The organism is Cohnella terricola (assembly GCF_007786475.1).
Taxonomy (GTDB): domain Bacteria; phylum Bacillota; class Bacilli; order Paenibacillales; family Paenibacillaceae; genus Cohnella; species Cohnella terricola.
The window spans coordinates 1-23,411 of sequence record NZ_VNJJ01000020.1 but is presented as its reverse complement, the minus strand read 5'-3'; the positions used below and the strand labels follow the sequence as shown (position 1 = coordinate 23,411).

The 23,411-nt window shown below is 52.6% G+C and carries 27 protein-coding genes, 1 rRNA gene and 1 riboswitch; of the genes, 2 read left to right on the top strand and 26 right to left on the bottom strand.

Translation table 11 applies throughout. The annotated features are described in order from the left end of the window. Nucleotides 1–47: 47 nt before the first annotated feature. The 12 genes from spoVG to FPZ45_RS22520 form a co-directional block, all read right to left on the bottom strand. Complete coding sequence (gene spoVG / locus FPZ45_RS22575) at nt 48–332, bottom strand: septation regulator SpoVG (RefSeq protein ID WP_144706777.1); 285 nt, start codon at nt 330–332, stop codon at nt 48–50. Between the two features lie 110 nt (nt 333–442). Further along, nucleotides 443–841, bottom strand: coding sequence for a RidA family protein (locus FPZ45_RS22570; protein ID WP_186438524.1), 399 nt, complete (start codon nt 839–841; stop codon nt 443–445). A 17-nt stretch (nt 842–858) separates the two neighbouring features. Continuing rightward, nucleotides 859–1,683 carry a pur operon repressor gene (purR, locus tag FPZ45_RS22565; protein WP_144706774.1) on the bottom strand — a complete coding sequence of 275 codons (825 nt, stop codon included), beginning with the start codon at nt 1,681–1,683 and terminating at the stop codon, nt 859–861. Between the two features lie 92 nt (nt 1,684–1,775). Beyond that, nucleotides 1,776–2,633, bottom strand: a complete 858-nt coding sequence (gene ispE, locus FPZ45_RS22560) for a 4-(cytidine 5'-diphospho)-2-C-methyl-D-erythritol kinase (RefSeq protein WP_144706772.1) — start codon at nt 2,631–2,633, stop codon at nt 1,776–1,778. Between the two features lie 134 nt (nt 2,634–2,767). Then, nucleotides 2,768–2,950 (bottom strand): small, acid-soluble spore protein, alpha/beta type, encoded by a 183-nt coding sequence (locus FPZ45_RS22555; protein WP_144706770.1) that lies wholly within the window; start codon nt 2,948–2,950, stop codon nt 2,768–2,770. A 141-nt stretch (nt 2,951–3,091) separates the two neighbouring features. After that, a complete protein-coding gene (gene veg / locus FPZ45_RS22550) occupies nt 3,092–3,367 on the bottom strand; it encodes a biofilm formation stimulator Veg (protein WP_144706767.1) in 276 nt (91 codons plus the stop codon). A 149-nt stretch (nt 3,368–3,516) separates the two neighbouring features. Then, nucleotides 3,517–4,395 carry a sporulation peptidase YabG gene (gene yabG / locus FPZ45_RS22545; protein WP_144706765.1) on the bottom strand — a complete coding sequence of 293 codons (879 nt, stop codon included), beginning with the start codon at nt 4,393–4,395 and terminating at the stop codon, nt 3,517–3,519. A gap of 71 nt (nt 4,396–4,466) precedes the next feature. Further along, nucleotides 4,467–5,348, bottom strand: a complete 882-nt coding sequence (gene rsmA, locus FPZ45_RS22540) for a 16S rRNA (adenine(1518)-N(6)/adenine(1519)-N(6))-dimethyltransferase RsmA (protein WP_281284925.1) — start codon at nt 5,346–5,348, stop codon at nt 4,467–4,469. After that, nucleotides 5,349–5,900 (bottom strand): ribonuclease M5, encoded by a 552-nt coding sequence (rnmV, locus tag FPZ45_RS22535; RefSeq protein WP_144706763.1) that lies wholly within the window; start codon nt 5,898–5,900, stop codon nt 5,349–5,351. Nucleotides 5,901–6,073: 173 nt separating this feature from the next. Then, nucleotides 6,074–7,231, bottom strand: a complete 1,158-nt coding sequence (locus tag FPZ45_RS22530) for a resuscitation-promoting factor (protein WP_144706761.1) — start codon at nt 7,229–7,231, stop codon at nt 6,074–6,076. A 300-nt stretch (nt 7,232–7,531) separates the two neighbouring features. Further along, nucleotides 7,532–7,748, bottom strand: a riboswitch (cyclic di-AMP (ydaO/yuaA leader). A 178-nt stretch (nt 7,749–7,926) separates the two neighbouring features. After that, nucleotides 7,927–8,700, bottom strand: coding sequence for a TatD family hydrolase (locus FPZ45_RS22525; protein ID WP_144706759.1), 774 nt, complete (start codon nt 8,698–8,700; stop codon nt 7,927–7,929). Nucleotides 8,701–8,723: 23 nt separating this feature from the next. Next, the gene (locus FPZ45_RS22520) at nt 8,724–10,016 is read right to left on the bottom strand and encodes an HD domain-containing protein (protein ID WP_144706757.1); all 1,293 of its coding nucleotides are present in this window, start codon (nt 10,014–10,016) and stop codon (nt 8,724–8,726) included. A gap of 332 nt (nt 10,017–10,348) precedes the next feature. Between FPZ45_RS22520 and FPZ45_RS22515 the strand changes: the two genes are divergently transcribed. Then, on the top strand, nt 10,349–10,603 hold the full coding sequence (locus FPZ45_RS22515; protein ID WP_144706755.1) for an AbrB/MazE/SpoVT family DNA-binding domain-containing protein: 255 nt from the start codon (nt 10,349–10,351) through the stop codon (nt 10,601–10,603). A 111-nt stretch (nt 10,604–10,714) separates the two neighbouring features. On the opposite strand, the gene rsmI is transcribed toward FPZ45_RS22515, so the two are convergent. The 13 genes from rsmI to FPZ45_RS22450 all read right to left on the bottom strand — a co-directional run bounded on the left by rsmI (nt 10,715) and on the right by FPZ45_RS22450 (nt 22,540). After that, nucleotides 10,715–11,668, bottom strand: a complete 954-nt coding sequence (gene rsmI, locus FPZ45_RS22510; RefSeq protein ID WP_144706753.1) for a 16S rRNA (cytidine(1402)-2'-O)-methyltransferase — start codon at nt 11,666–11,668, stop codon at nt 10,715–10,717. A gap of 4 nt (nt 11,669–11,672) precedes the next feature. Further along, nucleotides 11,673–12,491, bottom strand: coding sequence for a tRNA1(Val) (adenine(37)-N6)-methyltransferase (locus FPZ45_RS22505; RefSeq protein ID WP_144706751.1), 819 nt, complete (start codon nt 12,489–12,491; stop codon nt 11,673–11,675). A 135-nt stretch (nt 12,492–12,626) separates the two neighbouring features. Next, the gene (locus tag FPZ45_RS22500) at nt 12,627–12,995 is read right to left on the bottom strand and encodes an initiation-control protein YabA (protein ID WP_425457042.1); all 369 of its coding nucleotides are present in this window, start codon (nt 12,993–12,995) and stop codon (nt 12,627–12,629) included. Nucleotides 12,996–13,028: 33 nt separating this feature from the next. After that, a complete protein-coding gene (locus FPZ45_RS22495) occupies nt 13,029–13,829 on the bottom strand; it encodes a PSP1 domain-containing protein (RefSeq protein ID WP_144706747.1) in 801 nt (266 codons plus the stop codon). A gap of 2 nt (nt 13,830–13,831) precedes the next feature. Further along, nucleotides 13,832–14,809, bottom strand: coding sequence for a DNA polymerase III subunit delta' (gene holB / locus FPZ45_RS22490; RefSeq protein ID WP_144706745.1), 978 nt, complete (start codon nt 14,807–14,809; stop codon nt 13,832–13,834). Nucleotides 14,810–14,834: 25 nt separating this feature from the next. After that, the gene (locus FPZ45_RS22485; RefSeq protein WP_144706743.1) at nt 14,835–15,278 is read right to left on the bottom strand and encodes a YaaR family protein; all 444 of its coding nucleotides are present in this window, start codon (nt 15,276–15,278) and stop codon (nt 14,835–14,837) included. A 21-nt stretch (nt 15,279–15,299) separates the two neighbouring features. After that, nucleotides 15,300–15,629, bottom strand: coding sequence for a cyclic-di-AMP receptor (locus FPZ45_RS22480; RefSeq protein ID WP_115995932.1), 330 nt, complete (start codon nt 15,627–15,629; stop codon nt 15,300–15,302). 89 nt (nt 15,630–15,718) lie between these two features. Further along, nucleotides 15,719–16,360: a dTMP kinase gene (tmk, locus tag FPZ45_RS22475; RefSeq protein ID WP_144706741.1), complete on the bottom strand. Its 642-nt coding sequence runs from the start codon at nt 16,358–16,360 to the stop codon at nt 15,719–15,721. A 19-nt stretch (nt 16,361–16,379) separates the two neighbouring features. Further along, on the bottom strand, nt 16,380–17,849 hold the full coding sequence (gene wsfD / locus FPZ45_RS22470; protein WP_144706739.1) for a glycan biosynthesis hexose transferase WsfD: 1,470 nt from the start codon (nt 17,847–17,849) through the stop codon (nt 16,380–16,382). A gap of 17 nt (nt 17,850–17,866) precedes the next feature. Beyond that, on the bottom strand, nt 17,867–19,339 hold the full coding sequence (locus FPZ45_RS22465; protein ID WP_144706737.1) for an aminotransferase class I/II-fold pyridoxal phosphate-dependent enzyme: 1,473 nt from the start codon (nt 19,337–19,339) through the stop codon (nt 17,867–17,869). Beyond that, nucleotides 19,329–21,578, bottom strand: a complete 2,250-nt coding sequence (locus tag FPZ45_RS22460) for an MMPL family transporter (RefSeq protein WP_144706735.1) — start codon at nt 21,576–21,578, stop codon at nt 19,329–19,331. Before FPZ45_RS22460 ends, FPZ45_RS22465 begins: the two co-directional genes overlap by 11 nt. Then, entirely contained in the window at nt 21,575–22,195 is a 621-nt protein-coding gene (locus tag FPZ45_RS22455) for a TetR family transcriptional regulator (protein ID WP_281284927.1), read from the bottom strand. Before FPZ45_RS22455 ends, FPZ45_RS22460 begins: the two co-directional genes overlap by 4 nt. A 153-nt stretch (nt 22,196–22,348) precedes the next feature. Next, on the bottom strand, nt 22,349–22,540 hold the full coding sequence (locus FPZ45_RS22450) for a sigma factor G inhibitor Gin (protein ID WP_342780084.1): 192 nt from the start codon (nt 22,538–22,540) through the stop codon (nt 22,349–22,351). Between the two features lie 248 nt (nt 22,541–22,788). Here FPZ45_RS22450 and FPZ45_RS22445 point away from each other — a divergent pair, with 248 nt between their 5' ends. Continuing rightward, a complete protein-coding gene (locus FPZ45_RS22445; RefSeq protein WP_144706731.1) occupies nt 22,789–23,223 on the top strand; it encodes a transposase in 435 nt (144 codons plus the stop codon). Between the two features lie 70 nt (nt 23,224–23,293). On the opposite strand, the gene rrf is transcribed toward FPZ45_RS22445, so the two are convergent. Then, a 5S ribosomal RNA gene (rrf, locus tag FPZ45_RS22440) occupies nt 23,294–23,410 on the bottom strand. Nucleotide 23,411: the final 1 nt, after the last annotated feature.

Sequence of the window (23,411 nt, the reverse complement as noted above, 5' to 3'; positions counted from 1 at the left end):
TCAAATGAAAAGAGAGCCAGCTACGGCCCTCTTCTCACGGTGACATATTAAGCCCCTTCTACCAAAACTTCTTCATCCTGCGCAGCCCGCTCATATTCAGCCAGCACTGCGGCTTGAATCTTCTCGCGCGTTCCGGAAGAAATCGGATGGGCAATATCCCGAAACTCCCCATCCGGTGTCCGTTTACTCGGCATAGCGACGAACATGCCATTGTTCCCGTCGATGACGCGAATGTCGTGTACGACAAACTCGTTATCGATCGTGATCGAAGCAATGGCCTTCATACGCCCCTCCGAATTGACGCGGCGGAGTCTCACGTCTGTAATTTGCACTTGTGTTCACCACCTTTGTCCCATCAGAAAGACTTGGTGTAATATTCCACAAATCCATGCAAATTCCTTCTTAAATATGGAAAAACAACTGCTAAAAATCAAATAATTTTTTAATTCTTTACAGTTTCGACAGTTATCGCCGCGATCAATTCTATTTCGACAAAAACATCTTTAGGCAGTCTGGACACTTCGACAGTCGAACGAGCTGGCGTATGCGTGCCGAAGTAACTTGCGTACACCTCGTTGAACTCTCCGAATTGATTCATGTCCTTCAGGAACACGGTCGTCTTAATGACATCCTGAAATCCGATTCCTTCCGCCGCCAAAACCGCTTTCAGATTGGTTAACACTTGGTGGGTTTGTTCCTGAATCGTGCCGATCACGAGCTCGCCAGCAGGCGTTAGCGGGATCTGGCCTGACGTATAGAGCAAATTGCCTGCGCGTACGGCTTGAGCGTATGGCCCGATAGCTGCTGGAGCCTGGGAAGTGGAAACGATCTTGAGCGTCATGATAAGTCCTCCCTCTTCTAGTAGAAAAAGTTACCCGGCTGGACTTTGATCTGACGGGTCTTGAGATCGACCTCCGTCAGTCGGGCAAGCGATACGTAGTCGTGAAGCAACCGTTCTTCGCTATCGATCTCTCCCGATTCCACGAACACGCCGACACCGGCGACGACGGCGCGGAACTCGTACAGCAGATCGACCATCCCTTGAATCGTTCCGCCGGCTTTCATAAAATCGTCGATGATCAGAACGCGAGACTCTTCCTTAAGTGCGCGGCGTGCCAGCGACATCGTCTGAATCCGCTTGGTCGAGCCCGATACGTAATTGATGCTTACGGCGGAACCTTCCGTCACTTTATGATCGCGGCGCACGATCACGACCGGAATGTTCAAATACTGAGCGGTCGCATGCGCAAGAGGAATCCCCTTCGTCTCGACGGTCATAATGACGTCGATATTGCGGTCCGCAAAAGCCGTGGCGAAGATGCGCCCAACCTCTTGCATCAAAGCGGGCTGTCCTAATAGATCGGTCATGTACAAATATCCGCCCGGTAGCAATCGATCCGGTTGTTCCAACTCGCGGCATACCGTATGGATCCGCTCCAGAGCTTCGTCCTTGCGGCATTTCGGAACGAATCGTACGCCCCCGGAAGCGCCGGCTAGCGTCGTCAATTCGCCGATTCCTTCATCCTCGAACACTTCTTTTATGATCGCCAAATCTTCGCTGATTGACGATTTAGCCGATTGATAGCGCTCGGCGAATGCTGTTAGGGAAATTAACGTATGCGGACGGGCCAATAAATATTGCGTCATCTCCACGAGCCTAGCGCTGCGTTTCAACTTCTTCAAGTTCCCCTCTCCCGTCCAAATCCGAATATTTTACGAGTATATTATCATTTTTATACGGTTTTGTCCAAAATGGATGACCCAATTCAATCCAATTATGTTAGCATTCTTGCCACATAAACTTCTTTACAGAAGCCACGCAGGCCGTTATAGACGCGCGCAACCTTCACTTCCTTGGAGACAAGCCCGAACACGGTCGGACCGCTGCCCGACATCAACACACCGTCCGCGCCCGATTTGATCATGCAATCCTTGATTTGCTTCACCTCGGGGTAACGGTTCAGAGTCACCGACTCCAATACGTTGCCAAGAGACGCGCACATATCGTGGAAGGACTGGCGGGACAATGCGCCCATCATATCCGCAACGGAAGGATGCTTCGGGATATCGCTCACCCGGAATTTCCCGTATACGTCAGCGGTTGAGACGTTGATCGGCGGCTTCGCCAAAATAACCCAGCATTGCGGCGGCGGCGAGATCGTCTCCAGCTTCTCCCCGCGTCCTCTGGCTAGGGCGGTACCTCCGCGTATGCAGAAAGGAATGTCGGAGCCTAGCTCAGCGCCCAGCGTCTCCAGTTCTTCCGTGGATAAGTTCAAGTTCCATAGGCGGTTAAGCCCTCGCAAAGCGGCTGCCGCATCGCTGCTCCCGCCCGCAAGGCCGGCTGCAACCGGTATCTGCTTGTCCAAATGAATATATACGCCTCTCTTGACTCCGTATCGCTCTTTAATGAGCCGGGCAGCCTGAAAAGCCAGATTTTTCTCGTCCAAAGGAATAAAGCCGGCTTGGCTAGACAATACAATCTGATCCCTCGGCAGTTCTTCCATCTCCAACCGATCCGCCAGATCGACCATTGTCATGACCATCTCGACCTCGTGAAAGCCGTCTTCCCGTTTGTTTAATACATCCAATACCAAATTGATTTTGGCAGGCGCTTTCTCATAAATCTTCGACAACTTTAATCACCACTTCCCGAATAAAACGGCTCCAAGTATCCTTTACATATTATAACAAAGGGAGCCCCTAAATGCGAAAAAGAGGTCGAACCCCCGGATATCGGGAATTCTTCCCCTTCGTTGTTTGGCTGCCGTTATGGGCGCTGTGACCGGGCTGCCGCCTGTTCGGCAATCTGTATCGCCCGCTTCACCATGTTTCCGGCATCCTTCGTGCTGATGCTCCCCCAGCCTTCCTTCTGCACCGTATCGTATATTCCCAGATCCTTGGCGATCTCCGCCTTAAACTGTTCCGACATTACGCTTCTTCTGCGGCCCATCCCCTTCGCCTCCTCTTAGATTCTCGTCCAATCAAGCGGCGGTTCCGTTCCTTAGGATGCCTCGAAAAAACGCCGGGCATGCAAAACGGGCAGCAAGGCGCCGGTAAAAACCGGTGCGATGCTGCCCGTACTATAGAACCGTCAGTGCGATAAATAATTGATGCGAACCTCACCATCGTCATTGCACAGCATGACTTCCACGGATTCGGTTAAGATATCGGCGTAACTGTACGAAACCCGCTTAAATGTGTGCTGTTCCTGATCCAGTTTAACAATGAAAACCGATGGGTAGATTTCTTCCAATACTCCCGTGCGTTCGATGGTTTTGCGTCGACCACCGTTGGCGCGGAGCATGATTTTGGACCCGACGTGCGGTTCCAGGCTTCGCTTGATCTCGAGAAGGGCATTTTTAGCCATGATCCACTACCACCTCTTTCCCTGTAAATTATATCTAAAAACAGGGGAGGTGTCAAATGAATAAAATATTATATCAACGATGCTGAATTTCTGTCAACGGTCATTTTCCTTACAGGATGCGGGTTCTTCTAAAAAAATCTTTATTTTTGTCACAAAACGTTCACATTTGTCTCGGAATTTGCGACTTTCGTATTCGGAACGCCGATCCGATATCGTCCCATTGTCTCGATACCGCCTACGCCCTGCCTTCCGCTAATCGTATGCGCGATAACATCAGTAATATTGATCGTGTCGCGAAACGGCGTAAATGCGGCTCTTACGGCCACGTACACCGGGTCCAGAGCATGGATCATGATTCTTCCCGGGGAACTGGCGAAATTCGCTCCCGCATGCAGCAAAGCCTCGAAATGGGATTGGCAAGCGCCGGCGACGACGACCAAAGAATCGCGGCTTCGCTCGTATTCCCTCGCGACGTTAACCGCATGAACAAAATTTAATGAATTTTTGTAGCTACTAAGCTGATCTAGATCCTCACGCTGCTTCAGCACGCCGTCATGGCCCGTAATCACAACGATGTCCGGGCGGTATTGAGGCAGCATACGCATCAGCATGTGCGCCATTTGGGATTCGTGGCAGTAGATGCCCTCCGCTGGAACTTTAAGCTGCGAGTAAACCTGCAAGCTTTTCTTCAGATAATTGGCGTCGCCGTCCAAGTGTAACACTTTCCCAGGCATTTCGAAGAACGGCTGCCGCCGGTCGTCGAGAAATCCCATATATCCGACTCGCCCGGCCTGCCGATTGCGTTCCTCGCTAATCCGGCGGAACGATTCGTTCGCCATGATGCGCGCCTGACGCGTTCCCCCGAGCATGTCCGGATTTCGTACCGTTTGAAGATCCTCGATCGGCGCGTCGGCGAGCAAGCGGTAATCCGTTCCTCTCAGCACAGCTTGCTCTGCAGCGAACGCCGCTACGCGGAACAACACGTCCCCGCCATAGGATTTCCGTACGACTAGATCCCCTTGCTTCATGGGCCACTCACCTCTTCGTCTATCCTATGGAACGGTGAGACGATGGGTGCGCGTCCAGATGCATATCGAGTTTACGCCAGCATTCCGTGCCTAGTCAGCATCTCGCACACGAGAGCGAATTCTTGGAGCGTCAGCGTCTCCGCACGGCGTTCTGGCTGAATGCCGCACTCCCTCAACAGCTCGGCCAATTCCCCCTTGCGCTCTTTCCCCGACAAAGCAGACAGATTGTTAGCGAGCGTCTTGCGCCGCTGCGCGAATGAAGCCTGCACGACTTGGAAGAACTTTGCTTCGTCCGCGACGCTTACGGCGGGCTCTGCACGACGTTTGAGCTTAATGACAGCCGAGTCCACGTTAGGAGCCGGTATGAACGATTTGCCCGGTACGATGCACACGAGCTCCGGTTCGCAATAATACTGCACGGCAATGCTTAGACTGCCGTAGTCTTTCCCGCCGGGTTTGGCGGACATTCTCTCCGCGACTTCCCTCTGAACCATCACGACGATATTCTCGATCGGCAGACGTTCTTCGAGAAGCTTCATAATGATCGGGGTCGTGACGTAATACGGAAGATTGGCGACGACGCTCACGCCGGCCAGATCGGAGAACTGTTCCTTCCACAGCTGCTGCAGATCGGTCTTCAGAATGTCGCTATGAACAACGCTGACATTCGGGTAGGGTGACATGACGTCCTGCAAAATGGGAATCAGACGTTGATCGATCTCTACCGCCGCTACTTTTCCCGCGGATTGAGCCAGCCTCTCCGTCAGGGAGCCGATGCCCGGTCCGACCTCCAACGCTCCGCGGGAGTGATCCAATTCCGCCGCGCCGATAATACGATCCAGGACGTTGCCGTCGATCAGAAAGTTCTGCCCCAGGCTTTTCTTGAAGGTGAACCCATGCTTGCGAATAATGTTGCGCGTGCGACTTGATGTCGCGATTTCCTGCATGCTCATCTATAATCCTTCCCGCTCCAGTTGCTCCAATGCGGCCGTGAATTCGGCCCGCGTAATTCGGAACATGAGACATCTTTTGTAAAATTGTTTGCCATTCGCATATCCGATCCCCAGAAGCTCTCCCATGCGCTCTCTGCGGCGTGCGGAGGACCCGTGCACGATCAGCCCGGAATCGAGCAAATCGCTCCATTCGATCTCTCCCGGGCCGGCGGAATCGGTCTCGGGACCACGGACGCGTTCGAGCGCTCTGCGGATCGCTTCGTCCGAAGCGTGTTCCACGCCGATTCCCCTTCGTCCTCTCGCCTCATCTTTCGTCAGAAAGGCATGCTTGCAGCCCGGCACTCTCTCCGATACGATCTTGCGAATCCGCTCTCCCGGAGCATCCGGATCGGTCAGCACGATGACTCCTCTGCGCTCCTGGGCAAGCTCGATTCTCTTGAGCACGTCTTCACCGATCGCCGAACCGCCCGTCTCGATCGTGTCGGCGTCGACGGCTCTGCGTACGGCCGTCGTGTCGTCTTTGCCTTCCACGACAATCATTTCTCTAATCATTCGTTTTCATTCCGCCTTTACGAAACCATTCCCTCAAGCGTATACGAGATTACGCCGATCGGCAAGTCGGCCCTTCTTAAAACTCCGGACTTCCGAATACGCAAAATCGGGAAGAAGCCCGAGGGCTCTTCCCGATTCGTTCTTATGTGATCGCAAACCACTGACGTAAGGTTTTAATCTGCGGACGGTTTGACCGGACCGATCACATACACCGTATAGCCGCGTTTTAATCCGAACCTGTCGGCATGCGTTTCGTTATCGTAATAAATATCGATTTTCTTGCCTTTGATCGCGCCGCCCGTATCTTCCGCTCTGCGGAACCCGATACCTTCGATGTATACCCACCAACCGATCGGAATGACTCGGGGATCAACGGCGATCGTGCGACCTTCCTTCACGACGGCTCCGGACGACGTAATCCCGTAGCCTTCATCGCCTTTGGACTTGCCGGTCGAAGCGAATCCCGCGGAATAAGCAGTCAACGTGACGTTACTGAGCATCCGCTTCACTTTGACGCTTTTGCCATTCAACTTCACGACCTTAGCTTCCGCCGCGGACGGCGGACCGTTGAAAGACAACGTCGCGACTTCCGGCTTTTTCTTCGTACCGATAGCGACGACTTGCTGCACGGCCGGTTTGGCGACCGTTTTCTCGATCAATTCTTGGCTGACCAGCTTGCCATTCTCGTACACCCGCTCGGTCTTGAATACGACAAGCCCGTTCTGCCCTGTGGTGACGACCTTCTGTTTGCCTTCTTCTAGCTCCGCGTTGTCTTTCTGTACGACCTTAAAAGCGATTGGATGCTCAGTCTCTGTGACTTCTTTACGCACCCGGATAACCGATACGGTCATTCCTTCTCTCAAGGGGCTGCTCGGCGCCGGAATTACCCGATCATGCTCGGACAGCTTGATTTGCAACGATTCGATAACTCCCCCAACCGTATCTTCGGTCGAATAAGCGACTTGCTGATTGCCATCCGCCTTAACCGCTACGCTTACGGCCCGATCGATGACGATTCGGCTTCCCTCATTCAGGGAATCCGTAGGCAACATCGACAGGCGATCGTATGGCCCGACGTAAATATCCTGTTCTTCGAGAAATCCAAGCACGTTCGAGGTCTTGGTCTTGAAGAAAGACGTCACTCCGTTATCGATAATCGTGATGTTCTTGGTCGCCGCTTTGTTCAGCAGCGAAACGAACATGATGGTGATGGCAAAAACGAGAATTGCGCCTAATAGTGCTGCGCGCAAATGCTCATGCTTCCAACGCAGTGCGAATAGCTTGCCGGTCGGTCGTGGATCATGGGTTTCCTGAACAGGAATAACGCCCATATCTCGTTCCTCCTTCATAGCCCCGCCGTCGACGGTCATGCATGATACTTGTCAGACGCGACTAATCCAAAATGGTTAACGACTCTTGGCTTACGGCCGAAATTTTCGCTGATTTGGGCCGAATTGTCCAATCGCCGCCTTCCCCAGTATGTCCGCGCTTTCCGGCATAAACGTTCCGTTCCGTCCGTTTAGACAGAGACATGTGTTTATGCTTGCAACACAAAAAGCCATCGAGACAGAGGATCTGTTCGTGGCTTCCGCATGTAATCAGCTGTGGGAAAATGTTCGCGGCACGAGGGCGACCTCTCTCTATTACGCTTGCGGGGTTAGCTGTCGGATTCGGACAAGAGAGTTGCCCTAAAGGCTGCATGGCATGACGAGCGACTCAGATAGAGCCTCGCCGTGGCACTTGCCTTATTCACCCCAAGATTGCTCGGACCGCATTGGACGCCTTGCTTGATCGCCGCCGCGTTGGGTCCCCCACTCTCCGACTCCGGAGATTAAGCGCACTGGAAAAGGATTGTCATATTCAAACTTCTGTTGATGATCATAACCTCAATCCAATCTCGGTGTAAAGACGATCCATCGGACGAATTTATCCGTTTTTCACGAAAATTATAGTGATCTTGAGGATTATGCGCAGCAAAAGCCAGTTTTTTCTTCCCGACAGTCCGTTTTCCTCCCGAATATTCCATTTATCTCCCTATGCCCAAACATCGCCTGGCGTTCTCACTCGTAATTTTGCCGATTTCTTCCAATGAAAACCCTTTTATTTCCGCCGCGGTCTCGGCAACGAGACGAACGTAAGCGGACTCATTTCGCTTCCCTCGATGAGGGTGAGGAGTCAGATATGGAGCATCCGTCTCGAGCAATAATCGATCAAGCGGAACGCGTTCCATTACCTCTTTGGGAACCCTGGCATTCTTGAACGTAACCGGCCCTCCGAACGAAATATAGAAGTTCATGTCGAGGCATTTTTTCGCCGTTTCCCAACTGCCGGAGAAGCAATGCATGATCCCCCCCGTTTCCTCGGCTTTTTCTTCCTTCAGCAGTCTCAAGACGTCTTCGTGGGCATCGCGGTTATGGATGACGATCGGTTTGTTCAGCCGTCTGGCCAAGCGAATCTGCTCGCGGAACACCGTATGCTGAATGTCTTTCGGGGAGGTGTCCCAGTAATAGTCGAGCCCGATCTCCCCGATCGCCACAACTTTCGGATGAGCGCATAGGCGCTCGATCCATGCCAGATCCTCTTCCAGCTTCATATCCACGGCATCTGTCGGATGCCAGCCGACGGCCGCGTAGATAAACGGATATTTCTCCGCTAACGCCATCGTCGTAGGAATCGTCTCGCGGTTAAACCCAATATTGACGATCGTGTCGATTCCCGCCTCAAGCGCGCGGGCGATCATTTCTTCGCGGTCGTTGTCGAACTTGGAAGAATCCAAGTGTGCGTGCGTGTCGATCAACATAACTGCATAATCTCCTTCTTCCTTTATATAGACAGTTTCTTGCGGGTTTCCGGACTAAGTTGCCCAGCGTAAGGAAACACCCTATCCGCAGGATAATACATGTAGTATTTCCCGCGTTGCAGGCCGGCGATGGAGCGGATAATATCGGATTTCATCGAGATTTCGGTTAACTGCTCCCGTTCGTCCAGAATCAGAATCGGGGGTTTATCGCGCCCGTCCGGCAACGCGCCCGTTTTGTAGACGTCGTAAGGGGAATCGACCGGCGTGTCGACTTCCATATGATAGGCCGGATCGAGGCCGATTCTCATCCATTCGTCTCGCACCGTTTCGAGCCAATCGCGGTCTTCCGAAGTGAGAGGTACATATTTGTACAGTTGTCGGCGCATGAACCGGCCGCACAAATCCGACAACAACTCATCCCGTTCCTCCGCCCATTGCCCGAAAGCGGTTTGAACCATTGCCTCATCTAGTTTCATATACGATCCGAGCGTTATGGAACCAGCCAGCAATTCGCGAATCGGCTCCAGCATGAAGGCGAATTCATAACCGGTGTCGTATAGCTCGCGTGCTCTTTGGAAGATTTGACGCAGCACGATCTCCGAACTCCGAGTGACAGGATGGAAATAAACCTGCCAATACATTTGATAGCGCGACATCAAGTAGTCTTCGACGGCATGCATCCCGCTTTCCTTGACGGCGATCTTCCCTTGATAAGGACGAAGGACGCGCAGAATGCGATCCAAGTCGAACGTTCCGTAATTCACGCCCGTAAAGTACGCGTCCCGAAGCAAGTAATCCATCCGATCCGCATCCAATTGGCTGGACACCAGACTGACGACGATCGGCTTCTTGTATGTCTTGTCGATGACAGAAGCCACTTGTTCGGGAAATCTCGGGTCGACCTCTCTCAGCACTCGATTCACTTCCGTATCTCCAAGAACGACCTCGCACGTCCACTCCTCGTGGTTCGTTCCGAAAATCTGCTCCACCGAGTGGGAAAAAGGACCGTGTCCGACATCATGCAACAAAGAAGCGCAAAGACTGAGCAATTTTTCCTCTTGCGGCCAATCGGCATATCCATTACGCTCAAACTGAGAAATGATTTTCCTTGTAATTTCATAAACACCCAACGAATGGGAGAAACGACTGTGCTCCGCTCCATGAAACGTGAGATAGGAGGTGCCTAATTGGCGAATTCTTCTAAGTCGCTGGAACTCCGGCGTATTGATGAGTTTCCAGATGGTTAGATCCTGCACATAAATGGAATGATGGACCGGATCTTTGAAAACCTTCTCCTCGTGCAATTTCGTGAGCATGAGTACCACCCCAGATATTTTCATTTTTTCGACAAAGTCTATCAAAATAGATGACTTAATGTCGTTTTATGTCGAAAGATGTGCTTTCATCAAAACCTCTCTGAATTCGACCCGCCATTTATTATTTTACTCGATGTTTCCTAGTATTTTAAGGCATTTTTCAGGTTTTTTCCCGATTTTACGTTAACCGAATAGGTTGACTTTTTTGGGAATGGTTGGTACGATAGAAAACGGAAAATAGAGAACTTTGTCGAATGTTGCCGAATATGGACAAGCTCTGTTATATGTCCGTTTGTTTTTATTTTATTCCTACGAGAGGGGTATTACCAAAAATGATGAAATCAACAGGTATCGTGCGCAAAGTCGACGAATTGGGTCGGGTGGTAATTCCGATCGAATTGCGTCGTACGCTTGGCATCGGAGAGAAAGATGCGCTAGAAATTTACGTGGACGGCGAACGCATCATGCTTAAAAAATACGAGCCCGCGTGCATCTTCTGCGGCAATGCGGAAAGCGTAACTTACTTTAAAGGAAAAATTGTTTGCAGAGAATGTTTGAAGGATTTGCCTTCACCTGTGACAAACTAGAGAAAATAGTTTATAATAAAAGTTGTATTCTAATAATTGTTAATTCCAACCTTTTTATACTTACTCCTTGCCCCCTCCCGAGATCGCATATCGGGAGGGATTTTTTTTGCGTTAAGATTCGTCGTCCACACTATCGGCAAGCAATGCCTGATAGACATCCCGTTTGGATATCCCCCGATCCGTGGCAACCGCCTTCATGGCCTCTTTGCGTCCATGCCCCAGATTCTCGTAATGAGCGACATGTATCGGAAGCGTTAAGGACGTCCACCAAGCGCCTTCCTCTCCGCCTCCGGACCCGCTCTTCTTCTCATTCTCTGAACGCGTTCCTTCTATTAATATACAACACTCTCCGAGCGGAGGGTTTTCCTCGATATGGGCGAGGCAGGCCGCCACCGACCCCCTTACCGCTTCCTCGTGTTTTTTGGTCAGTTCGCGGACGATGGCCATCCGGCGTTCGCTCCAGCGATCGCTTACGACGTTTAATGTTTTCTTCAGTCTATGAGGAGATTCGTAGAAGATCAAAGTTCCCGTCTCGCCCTCAAGACCGTCCAGCAGCTTATTCATGCCTTTTCGCTCACGAGGCGGAAATCCTACGAATAGAAACCGGTCCGTCGGCAAACCGGATACGATCAGCGCGGACAAGGCCGCGTTCGCTCCCGGAATCGGAACGACGGGAATACCTTCCGCTACGGCGTCCCGTACAAGATCGGCGCCGGGATCGGAAATCGCCGGTATTCCGGCATCGCTGACAAGCGCGATCGCCTGTCCGTCGAGCAGCATGCGGATGAGTTCGGGACCGCTCGCCTCGCGATTATGCTCGTGATAGCTGACCAGCCTATTCTGAATATCGAAGTGGGTCAGCAGCTTGCGCGTCTGCCGGGTATCCTCGGCGGCAATCAACTGCACTTCCTTCAAGATTCGAATCGCGCGGAACGTCATATCCTCCAGATTGCCGATTGGAGTGGCAACCAAATATAAAGTTCCGGGTTTCTCGCGCTGCGCGAAACTCCGCTGAACGGAAGCTGCTTCCTGCTGCGTTACCGAATCGTTCCGGGTATGTTCCATTGGCTTAGCCTCCATTCTCTTGCTCCTGTTTGTTGATGGACGGAGCGCGTCCGTTCTGCCGTTTGAAATCGGGCAGCTCCGCGGCTTGTCCGTAGAAGACCGCCAGCAGTTCCTGAGTATATTCCCCATCCTCTTCGTATACGATCAGAGGGGGCAATAGCCGCACTTCGGGTTTGCCGCCTAGTGTTCCTTCTATTAATATCATGTTGGCTTCCGCTTCCTTACGCGGGTGAACGAAGCGGATTCTTTTCGGCTCGATCCGGTAACGACGCATCAGATCGATGATGTCGACCAATCGGCTCGGTCGGTGGACCATGGCGACCCGCCCGCCGACGCGAACGGATCTGGCGCACGCCGCAACCACATCTTCCAGCTTGCATCCGATCTCATGACGGGCCATCGCTTGGTGGATGTTTTCTTTACGGTCGCCGCTCGTGACGGGCAAATACGGCGGGTTCACCGTTACGGCATCGTACAGCTCTCCCTCCGGCTTCCATTCCCGCAAGTCGCCTTCTATAATATGGACCCGATCGTTCAGTCCGTTTAACTCAACGCTTCTTCGCGCCATGTCCGCCAGACGGGGCTGAATCTCGATGCCGTCGATCGTCGCTTCGGTTCGCGTCGTCAGGAGCATAGGGATGACCCCGTTGCCCGTGCACAGATCAAGAATGCGGCCTCTTGGCGATACACTGGCGAATCTAGCAAGCAACACAGCATCCAACGAGAAGCTGAACACTTCGGAGCTTTGAATGATTTTCAAATGATGGGTAAGGAGATCGTCCAACCGTTCTCCAGGCCTTAAAGGATATTCCTCGGCGCTCACGTGTCGGCACCTCTCTGATCTAAAATGGTTTACGCCCCTTAGCTTACTTGATTCCTCAGCCGATCGCAATGTCGAGACCCTTCAACAACAAGAAAGCAACGACCTATAAGGAAGGCCGTTGCTTCTTCTTAAACATTATTTACTTAAAAAAGACAGGCAGAACAAGCAATCGCCTTCCATCCGCAAATGACCGTAGTATACGTTGCAAATATGGAAGCCTTCATGATAGAGGCGGGCCAGATTATCATAGCCTTCGCCGACACCCGTATTCGGCGCGAGCGGCACGTCCCCCTTGGCGGCAGCCGGTTCTTCCGCCGCTTCCTGAGAGACCGCTACGGTATCCGTTTCCCGCTTCAGCACTTTTCTTAACTGCTGATTTTCGATTCTAAGCCGCTGATTCTCTTCAAGCAGCTCTTTGATTTTCAGCTTGAGATCTCCGAAGTCGGCATGCACTTTGCCTAAATCCGATTCGAGCTCTTCCATGCGAAGGAAAATGTCTTTCATGAACAAATATCCACCTCAAGGCATCCGATTATGTCATTTTAAGACGACATCGTCAAATGGCAGCTCTTTCACCTTGCTCAGATCGAACAACTGAACGTGTACGCTTCGAGATCCAAGGTTTATTCCAACGACTTTGCCTTCGCCCAGCGATGTCACAACCAACTTGCCCACTGCGGGCAGTTCTTCTTTGGCGCTCTCGTAATTGTCATGCTCGTATTTCAGACAACACATCAAACGGCCGCACAAGCCCGATATTTTCGTCGGATTCAGAGATAAGTTCTGATCCTTCGCCATCTTGATGGACACCGGTTCAAAATCGCCGAGCCATGAAGAGCAGCATAACACGCGGCCGCACGGACCGATTCCGCCAAGCATCTTGGCCTCGTCGCGAACCCCGATCTGCCGCAATTCGATGCGGGTCCGGAATACGCCGGCCAAGTCCTTTACGAGCTCCCGGAAATCAACACGTCCTTCGGCCGTAAAATAGAAAATGATTTTGTTCCGGTCAAACGTGTATTCCACGTCCACGAGCTTCATCTTCAGCGCGTGATCCTTAATTTTCTGCAGTCCAACGGTAAATGCGTTCTTAGCTGCGTTGCGGTTCTCCTCGACAGCTTTCGCGTCGGGGTCCCCGGCTACCCGAATGACTTTCTTCAAAGGAAGAACGACATCCTCTTCTCCTACCGTCTTCGGGCCGACGACTACTTTGCCGTATTCAACGCCGCGCGCCGTCTCCACGATGACATGCTGATCTTTGGATACCGGATGCTCGGCGGGATCGAAATAATAGATTTTGCCCGCTTTCTTGAAGCGGACTCCCACCACATCGTACAACCCTATCCCTCCCGCACGTTCACCAGAAATTGCTCCAACGCCAACTGGGGCGCTACGTGAGCTTTTATTCTTCTCGCCGCCGTCAGCGCGGACTCCATCACAGCGACCCAGGACTCGATCGGCCGGCTCCACGCCGTCTTCGAGATCCAATCCGCTTGATCCGGAAATACCATTCGGCTCTGACGATCGGTCATGGCGTAAATCATATCTCTATACCACAAAGCTAACAACTGTAGCAATAATTCAACATGTTCCGAGAGATCCGTCTTAAATACCTGCTGCTGCGCTTGAAGCAGACTTGCAGTGAACCGGGACGGGTTCTCCTTGCCTAATTGTATCACTACGTTTCGGATATCTGCAAACCAATTCTCTTCTACCAATTTCCGACTGGAAGCGAGACCGGACGACAGATTCACCGCCGCGCGGGCGAGTAACGGGGATTTCCCCTCCTCGACGAGAAGCTTTTCCAATGCTTCCCGGTCTCCCGGCACGAACGGGACAAGCTGGGTACGAGATAAAATCGTGGGCAATACCGATTGCGCGCTTGGCGCAAGCAGGATCGCCACAACGGGGGAAGGCGGCTCCTCCAGAAATTTCAGTAGGCTATTGCTAGCCTGGGTCGTCATCGTCTCGGCGCCTTCGATTATATACACTTTATATCCCGCTCCGGAGCTGCGATAAGCCAATTCCCGCTGCAACGTGCGGATCTGCTCGATCTTTACCGTCGCTCCGTCCGGTTGAATCAGATGAAGATCCGGGTGGTTGCCATGCTCTACCTTGCGGCATTCCAGACATTCTCCGCACGCGTCATTGCCGCCTCTCTCGCAGAAGATCGCCTGTGCGAATGCAATCGCCATCTCCATTCTCCCGGAACCCGGCGGTCCCGCGAACAGATAGGCATGCGCGATCCGGTTGGAGGCAAGCCCGTTCTGTAGCAGCGATTTCGCCCGGTCTTGTCCCGATATATGCCGAAAACCCATGACGCGTAATCCTCCGAATCTGCATTTAAAACACGATATTGATCAACATGCCGCGGATCTCGCCGACCTTCTGAAGCAGATCGATTCTGCCTTCCTCGCTCTGCAGCAATTCTTCTCCCATGCTCACGAGCATCGCATCGGCTTCCTCCAGCAGCTTATATCTTTTGCCGCGGCCCCTTCGATCCCAGCCCTTCGTTTCCTTCAAGGCAATCCCGCGGCGAACGGTATCCTCCAAGAACGCCTTGACCATCTGACGATACAGCAGCAGTTCTCGAACGGTCATGGACCGGGACAATCGTTCGCCTTGCATCCGAATGTCTTCCAGCTTGCGCTGAAGTTCCTCGTGCGTCCGCTGTTCATCCTGCTGCTGCATCAGATCGCCGAAGTTCTGCGATTGAGCCGGCCTGGAAGTCATCTCTCCGCGTTGGATCGTCTTGTTTACGGGATATAAACCGGGTTGGATCTTCATGTCCATCACCGCCCAACCGAATTAGAAATGTTCGAACCTCTCGACAGGGAGCACGAATACGGCAGCTCCGCCGACCTGTACTTCGACCGGGAACGGAATGTAGGAATCCGCCGCTCCGCTGACGGGCGATACCGGCGTGACCAACTGGTCGCGCACTTTGCAGTTCGCGCGAATAACGTCCAGCGCGCTCTGAATGCGATCGTCCTCGATCCCGATGAGGAACGTCGTGTTGCCCGCACGCAAGAATCCTCCGGTACTCGCCAGCTTGGTCGCGCGGAAACCTTCTTTAATCAATGCGTTGGACAACCGGTTGCTGTCCTTATCCTGAATTACGGCAATTAGCAATTTCATTGTTCAGGCCTCCTTATAAAATCTTGAATGGGGGTCTGCAGCATGACTACATATATAAATTGGACACGCCTACGGTAAAATCCTCTTTTTTATCCTTGCGCATCTAACGCTTTCTTCACATGCTCCCAAGCCTGGTCGACGATCTCCTCAGAACTTCCCGAAGCATCCAGCGTGCGAATCCTGTCCGGAAACCTTCGGACGATCTCTAGGTAACCTTCTCTCACTTTCTTATGAAACGCCAAGCTTTCCAGATCGAGCCGATTCACTTCGCGATGGCTGTTGGCCTCGATGCGCGACAATCCGACTTCCGGATCGATATCGAGATAGAGCGTCAGATGAGGCATGCAATCTTTCGTCGCGAACCGATTGATCTCCCATACCTTATCGATTCCCAATCCGCGCGCGTAACCTTGATAAGCAAGGCTGCTGTCCACGAAACGGTCGCAGACAATGATTTTACCTTCGTCTATTCCCGGCATGACCACTTCGACGAGATGCTGCCGGCGGGCAGCGGCATAGAGCAACGCCTCGGTTCTACCGTCCATTTCCGTGTTCTTCGTGTCCAGAATGACGTTGCGGATCGATTCGGCGATCGGAACGCCTCCCGGCTCCCGTGTAATAAGCGTACTTCGTTTCGTTTCCTGAAATATCTTTTCCGATAACTTGGAGATCAACGTCGACTTGCCCGCTCCTTCTCCGCCTTCTATCGTGATGAATACTCCGCCTCGCACCCAAGCTTCCCCTTTCAACCTATCCCATTATCCGGCCTCTGCGTTCCACGAGTTTGATTACCCCGTAGACCGCTCCCATAATCACGCTTATTACCATCATATCAAAGCAGACATTAAACATAAACAAATGCTTGCCAAGATCGGCCTCTCCGTCCCCGATTAACGGGACGATACAAGCGAATATGCCAGCGAGATTCACGACCGCGAAAGTTTCCGCCGCCAATCGCAGCCTCCGCGACCGGGTGCTCAGCCACAAGAGGAGCAATACGATATCATACGCAACGAATAGGCAGATGTACCAACCGGAGCTTCGGGGCATGTAATTCAATTTAAATTCGCTCCATCCACTAAACGTATACGAGATCGATCTCGGTGGTTTCCCCGCGGATTCGTCGTAATTCCCCAAATAATACGGCCGTATAAACACCGCGTTGTCCGCCGCCCTGTCCAATTTCTGAATGAACCGGACCGGATGCCGCACATAATAGAGGGCGATATCCTTGTGGCTGAGCTTCTCCAGCACTTCGCGGTGCAGATCGGGATTATTCTGCGGAATAGCGGTATCTTTCTGAAAATAGTTCGTTCCCGCGAGCCCCACGTATTTCTCAGGGATACCAAGCTCCCTCATATCCGCAGCGACGTGGGGCGAGTCTTTTAAAACGCCAAAGAAGATCGACTGATACAGGTTCGTATGCTTCAGCCGATCCGGCGCAACGACGATCATGAGCGCCGACCCGACGATCAGGACGGCTAGCCCCGCGCCCGCTTGGCGTTTCCACCTGCGATCGGACCTCAGTCCGAGCATGCGCCAAGCCAGAAGCGCAAAAACGAAGCCAAGCGGCGCATTCTGGATTTTCGAAGTGGCGACGGCAAGCGCCGCGATCACGAATAAAGCGAACAGCTTGCCGGATGGCTCAGGCGATGACGCCAATCCGAGCGCCGAAGCCCCCAATAGCAGCATGGCTATTAAAGCATACGGCTCGCCGAAAAAAGACTGGAAATATGCCGTGTATCCGATGTCCCCGAACACAAAAAGCAAAGCGGCCGCAAGTACCGTTGTTGCGATAAACGTACTCGCGCGGTGCTCCGCTTTCGGCGCATGTCGGACGAGCAACGCGATCGCCCCTGCATAAAGAACGGTGTAACATGCGCCAAGCACGCGGATATCGAATATTTCTCCGTTCAAGATTCTGCCGATCAATCCGGCGACTGCGACAAGGATGACGTGGGTAGAGACGTAACCGCCTATTCTAAAACCATCGTAGCCGAAGTTCTGGTGCGCGTAATTAAAATATAACTGTTCGTACGTTTGTTTGGGATGCAGCACCGCCAAGCCCGCCACGCTAAGCACGCGGCCGAAATCTCCGTTGTCCGCGACCCCAATGATGGGAGGAATCATCGTGAGTCCGATCGCGAGAGCGCCTGCCGCGATCCCTGCGATCCATGCCGCGACGACGCGGACATCCCGTTTGGTGCGTTCCCTGAACATGAATCCACCTCTGACCATTACTCTTCCGTACGAACCTGGATCGTGCGAAGCTGCGAATCCTTCGCCCCCTGAATTTGCGCGCCTTTGTGTCTCCAGCGCTGTAATTGTTCGACGGTACTCTCTGTAATGGTTTCGCCCGGAAAGAGAATCGGTATACCCGGAGGATACGGAATAACCCATTCGGCCGACACCCGGCCTGCGCATTCCTCGAGCGGTATGGGCGTTGATTCGTGCTGTTCCCTTCCGAACTGCACCGGTTCAGGAACGGAATCTTGCGTGCCAAGCATCGCGATTTCCCCGTTAGGCTGCGGACGTTCGCTCTTCTCGGAGAGTTTCAACCGGAGCGAGATATCCGCCAACGCTTCTCTCAAGCGTTTCCCATCTTCCGCGACAGAGCCGGTTCCGAAAGCCATTACCGAATACCGGGCATCCGCCATCTCCGCCACGCAGCCCCGTTCCGCCAGCGCGTCTCGAAGCGCAAACCCGCTCATCGCTCCGGACTCGTCGAATAACGATAGCTTTAACGGATCGTAGTCGATCCCGTCGCTTGCGCAATTCCCGTAACCCAATGCCCTGAACGGGGTCAGCTCCAGTCCGACCGTTGCTTCCGCCAGCCCTTCCAACGCCGATTGGAAAGCGAGTTCCCCTTGCATATGAAGCTGCCTACGGGCCAAATCCAGTGAAGCCATGATTGGAAACGAAGGGCTTGAGCTCTGGATCATCGCTAGTGCATGCCGGATGGCCGGTCTCGGAAGGCGTTCTCCTTGCATGTGAAGCATCGCGCCCATCGTCATGGCCGACAGCATTTTGTGGGTCGATTGCACGACAAGATCCGCGCCGGCTTGCAGCGCGGAACCCGGAAAACGCGGATGAAAACCAAAGTGCGCGCCATGTGCTTCGTCGACGAGCACTGGGACGCCATAGACATGGACGGTATCGACGATCGATTTCAAGTCGGGACTCATTCCGTAATAGTTAGGGGAGGAAACGATGACCGCTTTGGCCTGCGGGTAACGCTTTAACGCCTCCTGGATTAGCTGAGGCGACGGAGCGACGGCTAATCCCGACGGCCGGTCGATGTCGGGCGGCAGAAGCACCGCCCGAACACCGCCCATCATCAATCCGTGGATGATCGATTTGTGCACGTTGCGCTGAGCGATTACGAGTTCGCCCGGACGACATATGCCGAGAATCATCGCCAGATTGCCGGATGTGCTGCCTCCGATCAGAAAACGGGTTTCTTCCGCGCCGAAGCAATCCGCCGCGAGTTCCTGTGCCTCCAGCAGCGGTCCTTCCGGATGATGCAGATCGTCCGTGTCCGCCAGCTCGGTGACGTCCAAAGCAAGCAAGTTCCCATAATATGCGGTAGTTCCTTCCCCATCGTGCCATGCCGAGCGCTGTTTGTGTCCCGGTACGTGAAAGGCGGTTGCCCGCAAGCGATCATGGGCAACCAACGCTTCGTACAGCGGCGCTCTTGATTTATCCGCCATATGGATCGTAGCTCCCCCGATTTTTCACGGCTTCCGGCTCCATGTTCCGTTCCTTCTTAAACGCCCTGGGCAGCACAATCAATGCCGGAACCAGCATAGGTAGCAAAATGTAGCAAAGTACGACCAGACCGACAATGACAGCTGCAGCTAGCTCGATAAGCAGAACGAGACCGGACGGGATCAACGTCGCGAACGTTCCCCCTAGAATGATCATAGCGGAGATGATGACGCCTCCGACGCTCTTCGCCGACTTGACGATCGCTTCCTTCGGATCGATCTTGCCATATTCCTTATACCTCATCATGAGGAAAATGCTATAATCCACTCCGACCGCCACGATGACGATGAAGGAGAAGAACGGCACGAACGATGATACGCCATCCGCTCCGATCACGTATTCCGTTACGAGCTTCGAAGCGCTCATCGCCACATAATACGAGGCGAGCAAGGCGAGTACGATGGATACCGCCGGCCAGAACGCTCGAATAACAAACATCAGCACGATAAATACGCTGACGATAACGATCACCGCAGTGCCGTTAAACGATTTGATCTGGGCTTTGTTCATATCGTAAGTCATCGAGCTTGGCCCAGCCGCTCCGACCGTCGCGTTCGCGAGCGTCGTTCCTTGAAGGCTCAGCGACAATTGTTTGTTGATTCTCTCGATCGTATCGAGCGCCGCCGGAGAGTAAGGATCGTCCTTGAGGATGACAATCAATTTCGTAATCTTGCGGTCCTTGGACATGAAACCCGCCATAGACTTTCCGAAGTCCGGGCTGGCCAGCAATTGATCCGGAACGAAGAACTTGGGAGTGCCGTCCGCTTCCGTCTGGCCGCTCGCATAGAAAAACTCGATCGGCGTACCCTGCGGCTGCGTAACGCTGGACACCGCTGCTACTCCGTCCACCTTCTTCAGGTTGCTCGTCAGCTTCTCCACCGCGCTTAACGCGTCGTTATGATCCATCGGTTGATCGGCTTCGATCACGACTGTCGTCGGAAGGGCCTGACCCCGGCTAAAGTGATCCCCGACGAGGCTAAAGCCTTTTGTCGAAGGATGATCGTATCCCATCTCCTCTAGTTGGTCGAAGCTCAGCTTCTGCCCGCTTGTCAGCAGTGCCGGAATAAGCAATATGATAATGACAACCGTCGTCAGAACCGGACGTTTCACCGACACCTGGGTCAGCTTCGCCCAGAAGCGGCTTTCCTTATGGCTGGAAACCTTCTTGGAAGGCCAAAAGAGCTTCGTTCCCAACGTCTTCATCAGGAACGGCGTAAGCGTCAGAATCTCCAGCACGAGCACAGCCGCGCCGATCGCTACAACATTCCCGGATTTATAGATTCCGAAATCGGACAATGTAAGTCCTGCAAACGCGATAAATACGGTAAGAATGCTGTATACGATCGTTTTGCCAGCCGTCTTGTAGGACGTTACGATGGCATCGTCAACCGAGCTTCCGCGGGCCAGTTCTTCCTTAAAGCGATTGAATAACAAAATGTTATAATCCGTTCCGATCCCGAACAAAATGAGAACAAGCAACATCTGCGTCACGCTGGTGATCGGAAAATTCAGCTTATCGATAATCTGCGCCGCAATGCCCATCGAGCATAAATACGAGACGCCAACCGCGGCAAGCGATACAAACGGAATGACAATCGACCGAAACATTGCGATCAAGACGACAAGAATAAAAATAACGGTCAGCGCCGCGCTTTTCTCGACTCCGTCGGTCGTGGCTTTAATGTAATCGTTCTGAATGAAATCTTCGCCGCTTAAGTAGTGCTCGACCTTCACGTCTTTCAGCGCCGCTTCGATCTCCTCCTGGATCGTATCGACGCTGCGGCCGTCTTTCTCCAGAATAAAGCTGGCCATCAGCGTCGTCCCGTCCGGCGAGATCAGCGAGCTCTTCGCCTCAGGTACTGCGATCGGATCGATCAATTGACGAAGTCCCAATTCTTCCTGCTTCATCCTCAGATTGCCGATACCGGACTCGATCTGTTTCATATCGTCGTCCGTCAGTTTATTTTCGTTGTAGAAAATCAAAATGTCGCTCAAACCTTGGGCTTCGTTCATCTTGGCGAGCAGCTTTCCGGCGACCTTCGACGGACTATCTTCGGTCAGCGGATCCTGCCCCCTCTCGTGCAAAATTGCATTCACGTCCGGTTGAAACGCGGTCAAGAGCACCGTCGCGACCAACCAGATCGACATAATCACCCAACGCCATTTAATGATACTTCTCACTCCATACCACTCCTCTTTCTAGTCTCTTGATGAATTAATGCGTTAATGCCTTGGTAATTCACAAACAGAAATTGATCGACGAGCTTTCTAAGCGTGTCTCCTTCCTCGTTATCCCTAAGAAGCAGACACAACCCTTCCATCATCGTGGACGAGAGCATTTGGACGAGCGCATGATCTTCCGGAGACAATCTCGTCTCTTCGCCTCGAATCGTCAACAGCACCCTCTCCAAGATGGAGTAAACCAACTGCCTCAAGTCCGACTTGACGTTCTCGTATTTTGTTCCCGTACTTTGGTTCAACATGATTGTGAGCTCGGAACTGTACGTTTTGAACAGCTCGACGAGCGTGCTTTCGATGTTTTTGAAATAGACGGGATTGATCCTTTCATCGCTCTGGTAGCTCAGTTCTACCTTGTGGTGGATCTCCTTCATGTTCACGGTATACTGCTCGAATACCGGCTGCACGATCGCATCGAAGAGCTGCTCTTTACTCTCGTAGTAGCGATAAATATTACCGCTGGTCACCCCTGCGGCCTGGGCGATCCGCCTCATCGAAGCTTGCAAGTACCCTTCTCGTTTGAACTCCGACAATGCTGCCTCCCTAATTTTATTGCGCACATCTTCTTTTAGAATTTGCAATAGTAATCACCTGTTCATTATTGGTCTCTAAAAAACCATTATACGGATTCGGCTCGGCCGATGCAAATTCGCATCCAAGAACAAAAAATAACCGAGCAGACGACTCTGCCCGGTCTTCTCGACATCTATGACTTACACGTGAAACCGAACCCACAATTGCCTTAGCTGTCTGACGAAAAAAGGATATTTGTCCTCTTCCGCGCTCGTGCGCACCATCTCGGACTCGCAAGAAGTACAGATGAATTCCGTTACGATCGTTATGCCTTCTTCCTTCGGCTCGCCGCATACGATGCAGGTTCTACGTTCGTTCTCTTCCATGAACATCCCTGCCCTTCCCTATTGTTGCATCTAGTATGCCCGAATTCTATGAAAGTATACGCATTCATAGTTGGAAATCTATTGCAAACGTAACAATCTCGCCGACATCTTCCGATAGTAATGAACAGAAACGTTTTTGCGCAAGGGAGGATTTATTGGAAATGGGCGAATCGTCGCCATCACGGGAAGCTACTTACTATAATTATAAACTCATTCGCAAAATAGCATTACGCGCAGAAAGCAAGTATAGTTACATGTCTACGATCTTGTTATTGTTCGGGGTCATGTACTTGCTGAGCGGATGGCTTGGTCTGATCTATTCGACGATCGGCCTTGCGCTTATGCTCGCCGTGCATGCTCTTGTACTCAGGATCACACTAAGGCGCGTTGACGAATTGTCCGAGAAGAGATGGGCATTCCGCCGCGACTGGCCGTGGATCGGCCCTCTGCCGATCATGGATACGCAATTGTCGCTTTTCCGCCGCTTGCACTTCCACCTGTTTCTTGTCGGTTGCTGTTTCGCGGGATTGTTCTATCCTTGGGCGCATTCGTCGCTCGTAATCTCCCTCGTATATTGGCACTTCTGGCTGCTGACCCCTCGCGTGAATCTGCTGATGGCTTTGCGCCGCGAGCGCGGCGACGGAATCGTTCGCCTGGAGTCGAAAGAAGTTTCTTTCTATCACCAATAAGCTCCGAATCGTTGAGTTGTCTGCGGATAAAGCAAAAAGCACCCTGTGAAGGGTGCTTCTTTGATATCCAGCCTGGCGACGTCCTACTCTCCCAGGACCCTGCGGTCCAAGTACCATTGGCGCTGGAGGGCTTAACGGTCGTGTTCGGGATGGGTACGCGTGGAACCCCTCCGCCGTCATCACCAGAC